The sequence below is a fragment of the Polynucleobacter sp. GWA2_45_21 genome, assembly GCF_001830325.1.
In the GTDB taxonomy this organism is placed as follows: Bacteria; Pseudomonadota; Gammaproteobacteria; order Burkholderiales; family Burkholderiaceae; genus Polynucleobacter.
Genome location: NZ_MHZG01000002.1, coordinates 253,616 through 269,944 on the forward strand (window position 1 = coordinate 253,616; position 16,329 = coordinate 269,944).

The following is a 16,329-nucleotide window of genomic DNA, read 5'->3' on the forward strand; positions in this document are numbered from 1 at the left end:
ATTTATTAGGATGGGAGAGGTACTTATGAAACGCTTTTTTCTGGCACTGTTTGCCGCTGTTCTAGCGCTCACGGTTGTAGCTTGCTCCAAGTCCTCCGATTCCAAAGAAATTAAGGTTGCCGTATCCCCTGCATCTCCGCCGATGTTGTTTGACGACAAAGGTCAGATCGTTGGTGTAGATATGGATATTTTCCAGGGCTACTGCCAGTCTCGCGGCTGCACTTTTAAGGTAACTCCTTATGATTGGGCTGGAATGCTAGGTGCTGTTTCTAGTGGCCAAGCAGATGTTGCCTTCTCTGGCATCTCTATTACGGATAAGCGTAAAGAGGTCATGGATTTCTCTCAGCCTTACTATGACAATGCTTGGCATTTAGTGAGTATGAAGAATAAAAATATCCAAATCACGGATTTGAATCAGCTGAAGAAATACTCCATTGGTTATCCGCGTGGCATGGCTTACGACGACCTTATTAAAAATGAGTTGGAGCCAAAAGGTTACTACTCCTTGAGCAAGGTCAAGCTATATCCTTCATATGCTGAAGTGATTACCGATCTGCAAAATGGCAATCTCGATCTGGCATTTATTGAGGAGCCTGTATTTCTCAATTATGAGAACAAGTTGAAGCTACCGATTCAGAGTAGCTATGTATTTACAGGTTTTGATAAGCTCGGCTTTGCTTTTGCTAAAGGCTCTAAGTTGCGTGATGACTTTGATAAATACCTCAGTGAACTCGGCCCAGATAAAATTAAGACCATTCTAGATAAGTGGATGAAATAATCGCTACCGATCAAAGTCTTAATTAGTAGTCGAAAGCCTGCCCTGTGACTTTTCTGGATATTCTCACCCAGTTAGCCCAGGGCATTTCTTATACGGTGCTAGTAACGCTCGTTTGCTCTGCAACGGGTTTAGTGGTGGGTTTATTTCTGGCAAGCCTGCGTCGTATGGATATTCCTTGGCTCATTCCGATGATTGACGGCTATACCTATGTATTTAGGGGTGTACCAGTTTTAGTTTTGCTGTTTATGGTGTACTTTGGCTTGCCGGGTATTGGTTTTAAAGTCCCACCCTTAATGGCGATGGCTCTCAGCCTAGGTTTGGTTGCTTCAGCGTATTTGGCGGAGGTATTTCGGGGGGCATTCAATTCTATAGATCCTGCTGAAGTGACTGCTGCTCAAGCCATGGGTATGAGCCGCATTCAGGTTCTCAGGTTTATCGAGCTACCGCAGATGTTGCGATATTCGGTTCCGGGGATGGTCAATGAGTTCACCTCAGTTTTAAAGTACTCACCATTTGCTTACACCGTTGGGATCCCAGAGATTACCAAGCAAGCCATGACCTTGACCTCGACAACGCTACGAGGTATTGAAATCTATCTAGCAGTGGGCATTCTCTATTTTGTGATTTATAAAATCTGCTTGCTTGGCGTTCAGTTACTAGCTAAGCGCTATCAAATTCCGGGGATGAGTCCAGCATGACATTATCAAAAGAGGTAATACTGTGGCACTAATTCAAGTAAGAGATTTGGTTAAGGAGTTTGGTGGACAAACAGTTCTGTCCAATGTCAATCTCGATCTCAATGAGGGCGATGTGCGCGTCTTGATGGGTGCATCAGGCTCTGGTAAGTCTACTTTATTGCGCTGCCTCAATCGCTTGGTTGAGCCTACTTCCGGATCGATCGTTTTTAGGGGTAGGGAAGTACTAGGCCCTGATGTTGATGTGCGAGAGTTGCGCAAGCAAATTGGTTTCGTATTTCAGCAGTTTGCTTTGTATAGTCATTTGACTGTTTTGGATAATGTTTCATTAGGTCTGCGCAAGCTTCACGGGATGGGCAAGGCAGAGGCGAAAGAAAAGGCTTTATTTGAGTTGTCTCATTTTGAAATGACGCCGCATCAAGATAAATACCCCTCACAGCTTTCAGGAGGGCAGAAGCAACGCGTAGCCATTGCAAGGGCGCTTGCTATGGATCCAGCAGTCTTAGTCCTCGATGAGCCCACTTCAGCATTAGACCCTGTGATGTCTAGAGATGTTGCTGATCTGATTAATCGCTTGCATGGCGAAGGTATCACCATGATCTGCGTTACTCATGACCTCAACTTGGCCCGCAATATAGCGGATACAGTGATGTTCTTAGATCGCGGTGTGATTCGTGCTGATGATCGGATTGATGCTTTGAGTAAGCACGCTGATCCAGAAATCAATGCCTTCTTTGGCGCAGAGGAAAAGCGTTAATGGGAGGGTGGTCATCATTCATCCGTGATCTCACGGAGCAGATGCCCTTAATTCTGACTGGGCTTGTGAATACTTTGCAATTAGCAGGCTTGATTAGCATCTCAGGATTGCTATTGGGTATCGTGGTGTTTTATCTCACCCTCAGCAAGAATCAGTATCTGCGCAGTGCTATCAATTCTTATATCTCCTTCTTTATTGGGATGCCCTTAATTGTTCTGTTGTTCTTAATGTATTACGGCTTACCGCAATGGGGTGTTCGACTCTCTCCATTTACAGTGGCTTTTATTGGCTTTACTTTCAATGTGGCTGCCTACAACGCAGCGTATTTAAAGACTGCCTTTAATGGTTTGGATAAGACCCAACTTGAGGCAGCGAGTGCGCAGGGATTTAGTCCTTTGCAGATTTTTAAGTTCATTACTTTGCCGCAGGTCATTCGCCTTTCCATTCCTGCACTCACCAATCAAGTGATTGCGAATCTAAAAGACAGTTCGGTTGCATTTTTGATTCAGTACACCGAGTTCTTTGCTCGCATACAAGAATTGGCTGCTACAAACTTCCAATTCTTTAAAGCCTACTTCTTAGCTGCCTTGGTGTATCTAGCTTTGGTCTCAGTAATTGTCTTATTCGCTCGCGCGATTGAGCGGCGTTACTTTATTCCTGCCTAAGGATATTCCTCAGTTATACGGTTGAGGGATAAAAAAATAGCGACCCGAAGGCCGCTATTTTTATTGATAGATACTTACCGTAGCATCAATTATTTCGAAGTTGGCATTACAAACTCTGCGCCTTTAGCAATGCTCTCAGGCCAGCGCTGCATTACGCTTTTCTGCTTGGTATAGAAGCGAACACCTTCTTTGCCATAAGCATGCATATCGCCAAAGAGGGACTTCTTCCAGCCACCAAAACCATGCCAAGCCATTGGAACTGGAATAGGCACGTTGATACCAACCATGCCCACCTGAACACGACGGGCAAATTCACGGGCAATATTGCCATCGCTTGTAAAGCAAGCTACCCCATTGCCGTACTCGCAAGCATTCACTAAATTTAATGCTTCAGTGAAGTTCGCTACGCGCACGCAAGATAGAACTGGGCCAAAGATTTCTTCTAGGTAGATCTTCATCTCTGGGGTGACGTTGTCAAAAAGGGTGCCACCAATAAAGAAGCCATTGTCATGACCTGGTACTTTCAAGCCGCGACCATCTACGAGTAACGTGGCGCCTGAGGCTACACCACTTTCAATGTAGCTAGTAATACGCTCTAAGGCGGCCTTCGTAACGATAGGGCCCATTTCAGCATCGAGCTCCATGCCGTTCTTTACTTTAAGAGTTTTGGTGCGCTCAATCAGTTTTGGCATGATTTTCTCTGCAACATCGCCAACTAAAACGGCTACTGAAATTGCCATGCAACGCTCGCCAGCAGAACCGTAGGCTGCACCAATCAAAGCATCAATTGTTTTATCGATGTCCGCATCAGGCATGACAACCATATGGTTCTTAGCGCCGCCCAATGCTTGCGAGCGTTTGCCAAAGTGTGCGCAACGCTCATAGATGTAGTTAGCAATTGGGGTTGAGCCGACAAAGCTCACTGCCTTGACATCGGGGTTTTCAATTAAGGCATCAACAGCCTCTTTGTCGCCCTGAACAACGTTAAATACACCGTCAGGTAAACCGGCCTCTTTTAAGAGCTTGGCCATCAACAGGGAAGCTGAAGGATCGGTTGGGCTTGGTTTCAGGATGAAGGTATTACCGCAAGCAATGGCCACCGGGAACATCCACATTGGCACCATTACGGGGAAGTTAAATGGGGTGATACCGGCAACCACTCCCAAAGGTTGACGCATGACCCAGTTATCAATATCGGTAGAGACTTGCTCGGTGTAATCACCTTTGAGCAATTCTGGAATGCCAGTAGCAAATTCAACGATATCAATACCGCGCGTGACTTCGCCCTGGGCATCAGTAAATACTTTGCCATGCTCGGCAGTAATAATGGCGGCTAATTCATCACGATGAGCATTGAGTAGTTCAAGGTACTTGAACATGATGCGTGCGCGGCGCAATGGGGAGGTTTGGCTCCAGCTTTCAAAGGCCTTTTGGGCAACTGCCACGGTAGCGTCAACATCCTTGCGGCTGGCTAAAGAAACGCGTCTTGCAACGGCTCCTGTAGAAGGGTTAAAGACATCGGCAAAACGACCGTCTTTCGGATTGACGACTTTACCGTCAACAAAATGGCCAATATCTTCTTTTGATTCAAAGGCTTGTGGTGCGCTCATAGATTTTGCCTAATATTTTTTCTAGTTTTAGGGTCAATAGACTTGGATGACTTGGTATCCGCAGAAGTCTATGGTCTCGTTTATCCTACTCATTCTATTTTATCGCTTTCATTACCTTTTCGCTTTTCAAGATCCAAGGGCATTTAAATGAGTCTTCTATTTTCCAGCTACACGCTGAGCTCTCCTAAGGGCGGTATAACGCTCCCCAATCGCATCGTAGTGGCGCCCATGTGCCAATACTCGGCTGTGAATGGCGAGGCTCAGGATTGGCATTTAATGCACTGGGGTAATCTCCTGAATAGCGGGGCAGGCTTGTTCATTATTGAGGCCACTGGTGTGACGCCAGAGGGGCGCATTACCCCTGCCTGCCTTGGTTTATGGGATGACCGTACTGAGGCTGCCCTAAAAGACAAGCTGAGTCGAGCTCGTAAGCTGGCCCCCAAAACCCCTGTTTTCATTCAGTTGGCGCATGCTGGCCGAAAAGCCTCTAGCGCTACCCCCTGGGAAGGCGGGCAATTGCTCTCTAAAGAGCAGGGTGGTTGGGATACGCTTGCCCCATCAGCTATTCCTCAGTTAAAGGATGAGCGTTTACCTCATGAACTTTCTAAAGCAGAATTGGCAGAACTCATAGCAGCATTTGTTGTTGCGGCGCAGCGTGCTGATCGCATTGGCGTAGATGGTATTGAGTTGCATGGGGCTCATGGCTACCTCCTGCATCAATTTTTATCGCCAATCGCCAATCAGCGCACTGACGAATATGGCGGCTCTTATGAGAATCGCATCCGCTTCCTCTTGGAATTATTTGCAGCAGTACGCAAAGCATATCAAGGCGTCTTGGGTATTCGGATTTCTGCCAGCGATTGGATTGAGGGTGGCTGGACTCCCCAGGAAACTGCAGATTTTGCATCCCGCCTAAAACCATTGGGATGTGATTTTGTACATATTTCATCGGGGGGTATTTCACCCTTGCAAAAGATCGCGATAGGGCCAAATTACCAAGTGCCATTTGCCAAAATCGTAAAAGATCAATCTGGCTTACCTACGATGACAGTTGGCTTGATTACAGAACCCCAGCAAGCAGAAGATATTCTCCAAAAAGGGGATGCAGATTTGATTGCCTTGGCCCGAGCATTTTTATATAAGCCACGATGGGCTTGGGAGGCTGCTGCAGCCTTGGGCGGTACCGTACCATCGAATGAGCGCTATTGGCGTTGTCTGCCGCGTGAAGCCCAAGCCATATTCGGGGATGTCAAAGTAGGACAGCGATAATAGATCCCTATCCCGTATTCAACCCCTAATATTAAATATCACTGAGTTAGTTATGAAGCAACACTCCGTAAGAGAATCTTGGCTGGAAGATGCCGTAAGACATTTAGAGCCCGTGTTTTCAAAGGCGGGCTACGCAATTCCGCCCGTTCGCGTATCGTGCGGATTTCCAGCCTCTAGCAGTCCGAGAACAACGCTAGGACAGTGCTGGCCCCGCGAGCGTTCTGGTGGTGGAGTAAATGAGATTTTCATTTCTCCAAAGTTGGATGATCCAGTGCAATTGTTAGATACCTTAGTACATGAGTTATGTCATGCGGTAGATGATTGCTTTAGTGGTCACGGCGAAGACTTTAAAGGCATCGCCCAGACCGTCGGTCTAGAAGGCCCTGCCAGAATGGCGCATGCTACTGAAGAGTTGATGGTACGTCTGATGATGATTAGCCAAGAGCTTGGCCCATATCCTCATCAAGCGATTGTTTTTCCGCCACCAATACCGAGCAATGCAAGTCGCAATAAAGCCAAATGTGCCCAGTGTGGATATGAGGTGACCTTATTAAAGAAGTGGGCTACATACGGAGCTCCAATTTGCCCAAAAGATAATATTCGGATGCAGGAGACTGTCGCCGAGACAATTGAAAATACAACCGAGCACGATACAGAATCGGTAACTGGTTCCAAACCCAAGGCCGATGAGATTCGTCGGGCGATTAGCTAAACCCATGCATGCAAATAATCGGATGACCCATTAAATGAAGAAAAATAAAGTAATTCAGAATCCAAAAATCGCCGTTATTGCTGGAGACGGAATCGGTAAAGAGGTCATGCCAGAAGGCGTTCGTGCACTAGAAGCCGCTAGCAAAAAGTTTGGCATTGGTATGCAGTTCGACCATTTTGATTTTGCAAGCTGCGACTACTATCTTCAGCACGGCAAGATGATGCCGGATGATTGGTTTGATACGCTGATGCAATACGATGCCATCTTCTTTGGCGCCGTTGGTATGCCAAATATCCTTCCAGACCATGTCTCTTTGTGGGGAAGTCTCATTCAGTTTCGTCGCTGCTTTGACCAATACGTCAATTTGCGACCAGTGCGACTGCTTCCCGGTGTGCCATGCCCATTAGCAAACCGCAAGCCGGGGGATATTGATTTTTACGTTGTACGTGAAAATACCGAGGGTGAATACTCCAGTGTTGGCGGAAAAATGTTTCCTGATACTGATCGAGAGTTTGTAATTCAAGAATCTATTTTTACAAGGCAGGGGGTTGACCGCATTCTTCAGTATGCTTTTGATCTAGCCCAAAGTCGTCCTAAGAAACATTTAACCTCCACTACTAAGTCCAATGGCATTGCAATCACCATGCCCTATTGGGATGAGCGAGTTGAGGCGATGGCTAAGCAATTTGGCGATGTCAGAATGGACAAATACCATATCGATATCTTGGCTGCGCACTTCGTGATGAACCCAGACAGGTTTGATGTTGTGGTTGCCAGCAATTTATTTGGAGATATCTTGTCGGACTTAGGTCCAGCATGCACCGGAACAATTGCAGTTGCACCATCAGGAAGTATTAATCCAGAAGGTAAATTTCCTTCTTTATTCGAACCAGTGCATGGATCAGCGCCCGATATCTTTGGCAAGATGATTGCTAATCCAATTGGGCAAATTTGGTCTGGGTCGATGATGTTGGATCACCTAGGCTATCCAGAGGCAGGCAAGGCTATCTTTAATGCAATTGAGCGAGTTCTTGCTGCAGATAACTCCCCACTGACGCCTGACTTAGGTGGCAAGTCTCGTACGGATGACTTGGGTAAGGCGATCGCAGCAGAAATCTAATTGGTTTTAGTTAGCCTATTAGTTAGTTGCAGCAGAAGGACTCCATACGGGGTCCTTTTTACTTGCCTTTGCAATCTCAGCTAGGATCTTTTCGTGCAGCTGGCAATCCTCTTCACTTGCAGTCATGAGCTTGAGCTTGCTTGGTAAGGCTTTGATTTGGCCGGATGCATCGGTGCCAACGGTGTAATCAATCAGATCAATGGATAGATCTTCTTGCCCACGTGTCATGGCTACATAGACCTCCGCTAATAACTGAGCATCAAGTAAAGCGCCGTGCAAGGTGCGATGTTGATTGCTAATGGCAAAGCGTTCACAGAGGGCATCTAAGGAATTACGTTTACCCGGAAACATTTGACGGGCATCAAGTAGGGTGTCGGTAATTTTGGAGGCAAGGCCTCTAAATGGTGGGCGCTTGAGTAAAGCAAATTCGTTATCCAAGAATCCCAAGTCAAAGGCTGCGTTATGAATGACAACCTCAGCACCATCAACAAACTCAATCAACTCTTCAACAATATTCGCAAATACCGGTTTATCGGATAAGAATTCACGAGATAGGCCGTGAACTGCAAAAGCACCTGCATCGATATCGCGCTCAGGATTAATATAGTAATGGAAAGTGCGATCAGTTAGTCGACGACCCACCATCTCAACGCAACCGATTTCAATAATACGATCACCAGTCGCAGGATTAAGACCAGTAGTTTCGGTATCGAGAATAACTTGACGCATTAGGTGCCTTCCAACACAGATTCTGGGATGTTCATGGGCCCATTACCCGCATATTTATCTAAATAGAGATAGATCACAGGAGTAATGATTAAGGTGACAAATTGAGAGAAGATCAAACCACCGGCTACGCTAATGCCTAAAGGTTGACGCAGTTCGGCGCCCGCACCTAAACCAAGCGCAATCGGCAGTGCTCCCATGAGGGCAGCAATGGTCGTCATCATGATAGGTCTGAAGCGCAGGATACAGGCTTCGCGAATTGCTTTTTCAGGTGAAAGCCCTTTGTTGCGTTGCGCATCTAGCGCAAAGTCAATCATCAGAATCGCATTCTTTTTCACGATACCAATGAGCAGCAGGATGCCAATGGATGCAACGATGGTTAGCTCAAATCCAAAAATGCGCAAGGCTAGAATGGCGCCAATCGCAGCAGAGGGTAGGCCGGCCAAAATAGTGAGTGGGTGAATATAGCTTTCGTACAAGACACCTAGGAGAACATAAATAACTCCCAAGGCCCCAAGTAACAAAATAATTTGGCCAGATTGATTGCTTTTAAATACTGCCGCATCACCACCATAGCTAGTGATGATTGAGGCTGGCAACTTAATTTGCTCTGCAAACTTATCAATCGCCTTGGTGGCATCTCCTAGAAAGACATCCGGCGCTAAATTGAAGGAAATCGTCACCGCCGGAATTTGACCTTGATGGTTAACAGATGTCGGCCCCACTGTGCGTGTAAACGTTGCTAAGCTCGAGAGAGGAATAAGTGTATTGGTTGATCTACCTCGGACGTAGACTTTATTGAGATCGGTTTCAAATTGTCGATCGTTTTCGGCAGTCTCTAGAATGACTCGGTAGGTGTTGACGGGCGTATAAATCGTCGAGACTTGGCGTTCACCAAATGAAGAGTAGAGCGCTGTGCGGATATCTGCAACAGAGACGCCAGCACTAGCTGCTTTTTCACGGTCAATATCAATTTTGACGTTTAAGCCTTTTAATTGGGAATCGCTAGTGACATCTCTAAATATAGGGTCAGAGCGCATCTTCTCGAGCATCTTTTCAGCCCACTCATTCACACCTTCAAACCCGACGCTTTGAAGTGTGTATTGATAGCGGCTTTTGCTGCTACGGCCACCAAGTTGTAAGTTTTGCACCGGACTCATATAAATCTGAATACCTGGGATTTCTTTAAATTTAGCCCGCAATCCCTCCATGACCTTGCTCATCTTCTGGCGTTCACTCTTGGGTTTCAGAATCACAAAGAATCTACCGGTATTACGCCCTGAGCTCATACCCCCACCCAAAATCGAGATGGATGTTTCTACATTGGGATCTTCATCTACGATCACTGCAGCACGATCTTGTAATTCAAGCATTGTTTTAAACGAGGTATCTTGTGCTGCCTCAACTGTGATGCGGAGTTGCCCAATATCTTCTTCTGGGAAGAATCCCTTTGGACTAAATACAAAGAGGGCAATCGTGACTATGAAAGTGGCTAACGTTCCCCACAACACTTTTTTTCTATTAAGCAGTGCTAAGTCTAAATAATGGGTGTACGTATTGAGAGACCAGGTAAATATGCGATCAAAGCCCTTTGTGAGTCGATAGCTTTTGGATTCGCCATGCTGCTCTTTGAGAAATCGACTGCATAGCATGGGCACTATAGTGAGCGAGACTACGGCTGAGACAAGAATTGAGAGGGTGACAACGACTGCGAATTCTCTAAATAGAAGTCCGATAGGCCCTGCCATAAAAAAGAGCGGAATAAATACAGCAACAAGAGATAGTGAGATGGAGACGATCGTAAATCCAACCTCTTTACTTCCCTTCAGTGCAGCCTTTAGTGGGCTCATGCCACCCTCGATGTAGCGCATGATGTTTTCTAGAACAACAATTGCATCATCCACTACTAATCCAACCGCTAAAGTAATGCCTAAGAGCGAAATATTGTCTAGGCTATACCCCATAAAATAAAAGACAAAGAAAGCGCCAATAAGAGAAATCGGCAAGCTAATAGAAGGGATGACAGTAGCTGCAATATTTTTAAGAAATAAGAAGATGACGAGCACAACCAATGCAATTGTTAATAGCAGGGTGATATTGACATCATGGATCGATTCAATAATCGATGTTGATCTATCGTTAACGAGGCTGAGCTGAATAGATTCTGGTAGCTGAGCTTTAAGAGTCGGGAGTAAACGTTTAATCTCGTTGACGACTTCTACTGTGTTTGCATTGGGCTGACGCATTACTCCCATTGCAATTGAGCGCTCGCCTTTAGCGCTCGCAAAGGTTTTAACATCCTCATAACTCTCTTCAACAACAGCAACATCTTTGAGGTATACCGGGAAGCCATTGCGTTGCGCAATGATCAGATTGCCAAATTCTTCAGCTTTAACGAGTTGCGGGTTTGCATAGATCGTAATCAGTTGTCTTGGGCCATCAAGCGTGCCGATAGGGCTATTGGTGTTGGCTTTATTAATAGCTGCAGCCAACTCATCCATGGTGATATTACGATTACCTAGGGCGTCTGGTTGAGCGCTAACGCGAATCGCATATCGTTTGGCGCCATACACATTCACTTGCGAAACGCCGCTGATGGTGGACAGATTGGGGGCCATCAAATTTTCGGCGTAATCATTAATCTCGGATAGGCTGATAGATGGTGAGCTCATCCTAATAATGATGACCGGAGTATCTGCTGGATTAATTTTGCGATATGACGGTGGAATCGTCATCTCAATTGGCAGGCGTCTTTGGGCTCGCAATAAAGCTGCTTGAACATCAACAGCCGCCTTATCAATATCGCGATCATTATTAAACTCGAGAGTAACGCTGGTAGCCCCTAGGGTGCTATTTGAGCTAATGATTTTGATGCCATCAATAGTAGAAAACTCTTTTTCTAAAGGTAGCGCTACAGCTGAAGCCATATTCTCCGGTGAGGCACCCGGTAGAGTTGCTGTGACCGAGATGATCGGCGTATTAAAGCTGGGTAGGGCGGCAACCGGAATCTTAAAATAGGCGACGCTGCCAGCGATCACGGTTGCTAGCGAGAGCAAAACCGTCATTACCGGTCTTCTAATGCATAATTCTGAAAGTGTCATTTTGCTTGGGCTGCAGGAGCGTTAGCTGGTTTAGCTTCACGCACTTTGCTTCCTGTACGCAGATTTTGTTTGCCTTCCACGACAATTCGTTGACCAGCTTCCAGGCCGTTTACAACAGAAGTGCCTTGGTATTCATAGCTCACAGTGATGGGTTTAGATGTCACCTTGCCATCCTTATCCACAATGTAGACCAAGCGGCCTTTAGGATTCAAGACAATCGCCTCCGATGGAATGGCAATGACATCTTTTAAGGTGTTGGCATTTAAAGAGACGCGCGCAAATTGACCTGGTAGCAGCTCGTACTTCTCATTCGGTATTTGTGCTTTAACACGCACTGCCGCAATGAGAGGATCAACTTGGTTATCAACCACAAGCACTTCACCATTGAAAACACGTTGAGTGTTGTTGCCAACAGTCACTTGTACTTTCATGGGTGCATCACTTTGTTTGTTTTCTAGAAGAACGGGAATATCTTTTTCTGGAATGACAAACTGAACGTTAATTGGATTGAGTTGCGTAATGGTGACCATTGAACTGGTGGTGGAGGTCGAAGATGCATTGGTTGCACTGATCACTGTATTGCTGGCCTGCACCAGTGTTCCTGGGAAAACGTTGATGATGCCAGCCTTGCCATCAATAGGGGAGCGAATGAAGTCGAAAGAGAGTTGCACGCGAGCAGTCTCTGCTGCAGCTTGGGCTGACTTTGCATTGGCTAAGGCAGTTTCTAATCCTGCTTTTGAAATAAAGTTCTTAGCAACCAATTCCTTAGCACGTAAGTATTGTTTTTGAGCATCATCAGCTAATGCTTTGAGCTTTTCATAGTTAGCCGTGTCAGTGCGATTGTCGAGAGTAAATAAGAGTTCACCCGCTTTGACATCTTGACCATCTTTAATATGAATCTTCTCAACCTTGTTGGTGACCATTGGACGAATATCCACAATGCTGTTGGAAACAATTGTTCCAGTAGCTTCAATCACGAGTGGGATATCTTTCTTTTCAGTCACGATGCTGGTGATGGTTTGAACTGCACCAGCTTTGCCGCTAGGTGGGAAAAAGTAATCGTAGGCTTTTGATCCTGCAAATAGGACGAGCGCCACAATCAAAATACGCCACTTGTACTGTATTACCAAAGCTTTGCTAGTGGGGTAATCTAATTTTTTTAATGAAAAGAATGCAGGAGAGATCTTTTGCCACACTTTGCACAAGCGTGTCATGACCCAGTTTTTGAGTAATGGCAATTTGGCAACAGTTTTATCTAGCGCAGATTCTATTTTGGACACGTTCTCGATTTTTCTTGGATTTATAAGGATTGAGGGCTCTTTTTGGAGCTAATTTACATCTTTTCATTCTCTCACAAGACCACTGAAAACGGGCTTGAGGGCAATGCTTTGGCTTAAGGCAAAAATTCCTCTACACCCCGATTGGCCAGTAAGTCAGCCAACTCATTTCCGGGGTGGCCATTGTGTCCACGAACCCAATGCCAAGAGATCTTGTGTTCAGGGATAAGGGCATCCAGCTCTTGCCATAAATCGGCATTCTTAACCGGATCCTTGCTGGCTGTCTTCCAACCTCTTTTTTTCCAACCCTCAAGCCACTCAGTCACACCTTTTTGGACGTACTGCGAGTCAGTCCAAAGCTCTACAGTGCTAGTTTGCTTCAGGGCTCGTAGCGCATGAATGACTGCGCTAATTTCCATGCGGTTATTGGTGGTGTGCTCGGCGCCGCCATGCAAATGCTTCTCATGGCCGCCTGAGCGTAAAACTGCCCCCCAACCACCAGGGCCAGGATTGCCTTTGCAGGCACCATCGGTATATATGACGATATGGGGCAGGGATTTGGTATCAGTCATTCCGTTAATTTACTTTGTCTTGGTTATTGGCTAAATTCTGTCGACTTTCAGTTGCCGGGCTTAATTGGGTGAGTGCTGGAATCCGTAAACCCTGAACCTGGCCAATGAGACGGATGCCTTGCTGACGTTTAATGGCTGAAACTAAAAAAACTGCTCCAAAAATAGGCCACCAGCGGTTACCAGCAGGCTCCATAAAATCCATTCTACCCATGCCTGATGCACTGCTCAGGGGGAGCTTGTAGCACCCAAAATGACCGCGATCTAATGAGAAGTTCAATAGTTGCAACCAGTCTTTCACTCTGAGTAGGCTAATAAATTGCCCGTCTCTAGGCAGGTAGGGGCTGCCAATCAATCGGCTGAGATATTGGCGCATACCCCAAAGACTAGCCGGGTTAAAGCCCGAAATAATAAGACGACCCTCTGGGCGCAGGACACGCTCTGCCTCCCGCAGAATTTGATGGGGGTCCGCAGCAAACTCCAAGACATGCGGCAGTACCAATAAATCGATGGTTTCGGATGCAAAAGGCAGTTCGCTAGGATCGCCTTCAACCTGATGCCAATTGAATTCGGTAAGCTGTTTTTGGCGATCATTGGAGTGAATCAGGAGCGCATGCAAAGGCATACGGTTTTCTGCCAAAGTGTTGATTTGTGGCAAACCGATTTGTACGGCATAGAAACCAAAGACATCCGCTACGATCTGATTGAAGCATTTTTGCTCCCAGGCCAGCACATAGCGTCCTGGAGGCGATTGCAGCCACTTTTCCCATGAACTCCATGGTGGTGCAGGCATCTGGGATGGGGAGGGTGGGGTTGGTATCATGGGCGTATGGTGAAGAATACTTTATTGCATGTTTGGCCGATACCGGCTTTTGATGACAACTACATCTGGTGCATTCATGATGGTCATTCTGCCTTGATCGTAGATCCGGGTGATGCAGAGCCTGTCTTGAAATACCTGGGGCAAGAAAACCTCACTTTGACTGGTATTTTAATTACCCACCACCATACTGACCATACCGGCGGCATTCTGAATTTATTACAGGCCCTGGGATCTGTTCCGGTCTATGGCCCCGCTAGTATTGACATTCCTGGTCGCACGAACGCCATGATGGAGGGCGATAAGATCGAAGTGGCTGCGCCACGCATTAGCTTTGAGGTGTATGAGGTGCCGGGCCACACTCTAAGTCACATTGCTTACTTTGCGAATATGCAGGCCAATGTTGTTGAGCCGATGTTGTTCTGTGGCGATACTCTATTTGCCTCTGGCTGTGGCCGCTTATTTGAAGGCACCCCGACGCAGATGAGTCAATCTCTCGCTAAGTTCATTGCCTTGCCGAAAAATACACTGGTGTATTGCACCCATGAATACACCTTATCGAATATCCGCTTTGCTTTAGCAGTTGAACCCAATAATGCCAACCTCATTACTTGGGCAGAAACTGCTAAGGCTCTGCGAGATCAACATCTACCAACCTTGCCAACGACTATCGGTCAGGAATTGCAGGTGAATCCTTTTATGCGCTGTGACCAACAGGCTGTAATTAATGCAGCTATGGAAGTCTCTGGTGAAAAATTATTGCCAACACCCGCACATGTTCTAGCGGTGATTCGGGCCTGGAAGGACCGGTTCTGATGTTGTGGCGCTATGCGGCGATCCTATTGATTGCCGCACTCTCTGGTTGCGCGAGTACTGGAGACTGGTCTTCGGATTCCGCGGGCCAATCAGATCCACGGGCGGCAAAAGCGAAGCGGGTCAATCTCAAGAATCAATCTGTCAGCGGTATTTACGCCCCGTCAAGCAACCTGTGGATACGAATTCGCGATGGCTTTCAGATGGAGCCGATGAATACTCCCTTGGAGATAGAGCAAGTTCGCTGGCTTAGCGCAAGACCTGACTATGTTCATCGCTCCATGGCTAGATCGTCTCGCTATTTGTTTTATATCGTGCAAGAAGTGCACACACGAAATATGCCGATGGAGATTGCACTCCTACCCTTTATCGAGAGTGCCTTTGTAACGCATGCTAAATCCAGTGCAAAGGCGATGGGCTTATGGCAATTTATGCCGGCAACCGGAAAAGACTTTCAGCTGACACAAAACGTTTTTAGAGACGAGCGTAGGGATGTACTGCAATCGACCGATGCTGCCCTCGATTATTTGCAGCGTTTACATAAGCAATTTGGTAGTTGGGAGCTTGCTTTAGCGGCTTATAACTGGGGTGCGGGTAATGTGGCTAAAGCCCAGAAGCGCAATTTGGCTGCCAGGCTGCCTACTGATTACCTCAGCCTAAAAATGCCTAATGAGACTCGTAACTATGTTCCCAAGCTCATGGCTTATCGTCAAATCGTTTTAGATCCTGAGGCTTATGGAATTGTCTTGCCTGAATTGGAGAATCATCCTTACTTTGTGGCGGTAGATGTTGGTAGTGATATTGACGTTGATTTAGTGATTAAGTTGGCAGAGATTCCATCCGAAGAGTTTCATAATCTCAATCCATCATTTAATAAGCCAGTGATTTTAAGTAATGCCAATCAGCAGATCTTGCTGCCTTTTGGGCATGCAGAGATCTTTCAAGAAAACCTCAAAAAGTACACCAAGCCACTCTCCACTTGGACCGCGGTGCGCATTGCAAAAACTGAGCCAGTAGATAGGGCTGCTAAGACCTTGGGGGTTGATCCAGACGCCCTACGTGATATCAATGGCATTCCAAAGGGGATGCGTATTCGGGCGGGGTCAACTGTATTAATCCCAAAAACTAGTCAACATACTGGCGATATCTCGCTGGCAATGGCCGAGAATGCCAATCTCAGTTTGGTTAAACCAGCTCCAGCGCTTAAAAAATGTGCAAAAGGGGCCAAGTGCGCATCAGGAAAGTCCTCAAAAACAGCGGCGCAGGGCAAATCCGCCCCAAATAGCGCTGGTTCTCAGCATAAACACGCATCGACAGGGCTTGCAAAATCTGCGAAAAATGGAACTGCGAAAGTTACTAGCCCTGCAGCTAAGACGTCAAATGCCAAAGGAACTAGCAAAATCCAATAATTTCAGAA

Annotated in this window: 15 protein-coding genes; 9 read left to right on the forward strand and 6 right to left on the reverse strand. The window is 46.5% G+C overall.

What is annotated here, in order from left to right; genetic code table 11:
• Window positions 1-25 precede the first annotated feature (25 nt).
• Genes A2X74_RS05140 through A2X74_RS05155 form a run of 4 tightly spaced genes read left to right on the forward strand, consistent with a single transcriptional unit; the run spans window position 26 to window position 2,895 of the window.
• Entirely contained in the window at window positions 26-778 is a 753-nt protein-coding gene (locus tag A2X74_RS05140) for a transporter substrate-binding domain-containing protein (RefSeq protein ID WP_293626149.1), read from the forward strand.
• Window positions 779-822: 44 nt separating this feature from the next.
• Window positions 823-1,476: an amino acid ABC transporter permease gene (locus A2X74_RS05145; protein WP_293626151.1), complete on the forward strand. Its 654-nt coding sequence runs from the start codon at window positions 823-825 to the stop codon at window positions 1,474-1,476.
• A gap of 22 nt (window positions 1,477-1,498) precedes the next feature.
• Window positions 1,499-2,230 (forward strand): amino acid ABC transporter ATP-binding protein, encoded by a 732-nt coding sequence (locus tag A2X74_RS05150; RefSeq protein ID WP_293626153.1) that lies wholly within the window; start codon window positions 1,499-1,501, stop codon window positions 2,228-2,230.
• Window positions 2,230-2,895: an amino acid ABC transporter permease gene (locus A2X74_RS05155; RefSeq protein WP_293626155.1), complete on the forward strand. Its 666-nt coding sequence runs from the start codon at window positions 2,230-2,232 to the stop codon at window positions 2,893-2,895. Before A2X74_RS05150 ends, A2X74_RS05155 begins: the two co-directional genes overlap by 1 nt.
• Window positions 2,896-2,984: 89 nt before the next feature.
• Here A2X74_RS05155 and A2X74_RS05160 read toward each other — a convergent pair whose 3' ends face one another.
• Complete coding sequence (locus A2X74_RS05160; protein ID WP_293626156.1) at window positions 2,985-4,505, reverse strand: CoA-acylating methylmalonate-semialdehyde dehydrogenase; 1,521 nt, start codon at window positions 4,503-4,505, stop codon at window positions 2,985-2,987.
• Between the two features lie 147 nt (window positions 4,506-4,652).
• On the opposite strand from A2X74_RS05160, the gene A2X74_RS05165 reads away from it, so the two are divergent.
• Genes A2X74_RS05165 through A2X74_RS05175 form a run of 3 tightly spaced genes read left to right on the forward strand, consistent with a single transcriptional unit; the run spans window position 4,653 to window position 7,606 of the window.
• Complete coding sequence (locus tag A2X74_RS05165; protein ID WP_293626157.1) at window positions 4,653-5,774, forward strand: NADH:flavin oxidoreductase/NADH oxidase; 1,122 nt, start codon at window positions 4,653-4,655, stop codon at window positions 5,772-5,774.
• A gap of 52 nt (window positions 5,775-5,826) precedes the next feature.
• Complete coding sequence (locus tag A2X74_RS05170) at window positions 5,827-6,486, forward strand: SprT family zinc-dependent metalloprotease (RefSeq protein WP_293626158.1); 660 nt, start codon at window positions 5,827-5,829, stop codon at window positions 6,484-6,486.
• 52 nt (window positions 6,487-6,538) lie between these two features.
• On the forward strand, window positions 6,539-7,606 hold the full coding sequence (locus A2X74_RS05175; RefSeq protein WP_293626261.1) for a tartrate dehydrogenase: 1,068 nt from the start codon (window positions 6,539-6,541) through the stop codon (window positions 7,604-7,606).
• Between the two features lie 18 nt (window positions 7,607-7,624).
• On the opposite strand, the gene dnaQ is transcribed toward A2X74_RS05175, so the two are convergent.
• The 5 genes from dnaQ to A2X74_RS05200 form a co-directional block, all read right to left on the reverse strand.
• Window positions 7,625-8,335, reverse strand: coding sequence for a DNA polymerase III subunit epsilon (gene dnaQ / locus A2X74_RS05180; RefSeq protein WP_293626159.1), 711 nt, complete (start codon window positions 8,333-8,335; stop codon window positions 7,625-7,627).
• On the reverse strand, window positions 8,335-11,433 hold the full coding sequence (locus A2X74_RS05185; RefSeq protein ID WP_293626161.1) for an efflux RND transporter permease subunit: 3,099 nt from the start codon (window positions 11,431-11,433) through the stop codon (window positions 8,335-8,337). The genes dnaQ and A2X74_RS05185 overlap by 1 nt, the downstream gene beginning before the upstream one ends.
• Window positions 11,430-12,713, reverse strand: a complete 1,284-nt coding sequence (locus A2X74_RS05190; protein WP_293626165.1) for an efflux RND transporter periplasmic adaptor subunit — start codon at window positions 12,711-12,713, stop codon at window positions 11,430-11,432. The genes A2X74_RS05185 and A2X74_RS05190 overlap by 4 nt, the downstream gene beginning before the upstream one ends.
• 113 nt (window positions 12,714-12,826) lie before the next feature.
• Window positions 12,827-13,264 (reverse strand): ribonuclease HI, encoded by a 438-nt coding sequence (gene rnhA / locus A2X74_RS05195; protein WP_293626263.1) that lies wholly within the window; start codon window positions 13,262-13,264, stop codon window positions 12,827-12,829.
• A 22-nt stretch (window positions 13,265-13,286) separates the two neighbouring features.
• Entirely contained in the window at window positions 13,287-14,102 is an 816-nt protein-coding gene (locus A2X74_RS05200; protein ID WP_293626169.1) for a class I SAM-dependent methyltransferase, read from the reverse strand.
• A 6-nt stretch (window positions 14,103-14,108) separates the two neighbouring features.
• Here A2X74_RS05200 and gloB point away from each other — a divergent pair, with 6 nt between their 5' ends.
• Window positions 14,109-14,915 carry a hydroxyacylglutathione hydrolase gene (gene gloB / locus A2X74_RS05205; RefSeq protein ID WP_293626171.1) on the forward strand — a complete coding sequence of 269 codons (807 nt, stop codon included), beginning with the start codon at window positions 14,109-14,111 and terminating at the stop codon, window positions 14,913-14,915.
• Window positions 14,915-16,321 (forward strand): transglycosylase SLT domain-containing protein, encoded by a 1,407-nt coding sequence (locus A2X74_RS05210; RefSeq protein WP_293626173.1) that lies wholly within the window; start codon window positions 14,915-14,917, stop codon window positions 16,319-16,321. Before gloB ends, A2X74_RS05210 begins: the two co-directional genes overlap by 1 nt.
• Window positions 16,322-16,329: the final 8 nt, after the last annotated feature.

What these genes read in the sequence shown, in the direction of transcription:
- A2X74_RS05200 (WP_293626169.1), bottom strand. Translation starts at nt 14,102, where the DNA reads ATGATACCAACCCCACCCTCCCCATCCCAGATGCCTGCACCACCATGG.
- A2X74_RS05140 (WP_293626149.1), top strand. Translation starts at nt 26, where the DNA reads ATGAAACGCTTTTTTCTGGCACTGTTTGCCGCTGTTCTAGCGCTCACG.
- A2X74_RS05160 (WP_293626156.1), bottom strand. Translation starts at nt 4,505, where the DNA reads ATGAGCGCACCACAAGCCTTTGAATCAAAAGAAGATATTGGCCATTTT.
- A2X74_RS05170 (WP_293626158.1), top strand. Translation starts at nt 5,827, where the DNA reads ATGAAGCAACACTCCGTAAGAGAATCTTGGCTGGAAGATGCCGTAAGA.
- dnaQ (WP_293626159.1), bottom strand. Translation starts at nt 8,335, where the DNA reads ATGCGTCAAGTTATTCTCGATACCGAAACTACTGGTCTTAATCCTGCG.
- A2X74_RS05185 (WP_293626161.1), bottom strand. Translation starts at nt 11,433, where the DNA reads ATGACACTTTCAGAATTATGCATTAGAAGACCGGTAATGACGGTTTTG.
- A2X74_RS05155 (WP_293626155.1), top strand. Translation starts at nt 2,230, where the DNA reads ATGGGAGGGTGGTCATCATTCATCCGTGATCTCACGGAGCAGATGCCC.
- A2X74_RS05210 (WP_293626173.1), top strand. Translation starts at nt 14,915, where the DNA reads ATGTTGTGGCGCTATGCGGCGATCCTATTGATTGCCGCACTCTCTGGT.
- gloB (WP_293626171.1), top strand. Translation starts at nt 14,109, where the DNA reads ATGGTGAAGAATACTTTATTGCATGTTTGGCCGATACCGGCTTTTGAT.
- A2X74_RS05165 (WP_293626157.1), top strand. Translation starts at nt 4,653, where the DNA reads ATGAGTCTTCTATTTTCCAGCTACACGCTGAGCTCTCCTAAGGGCGGT.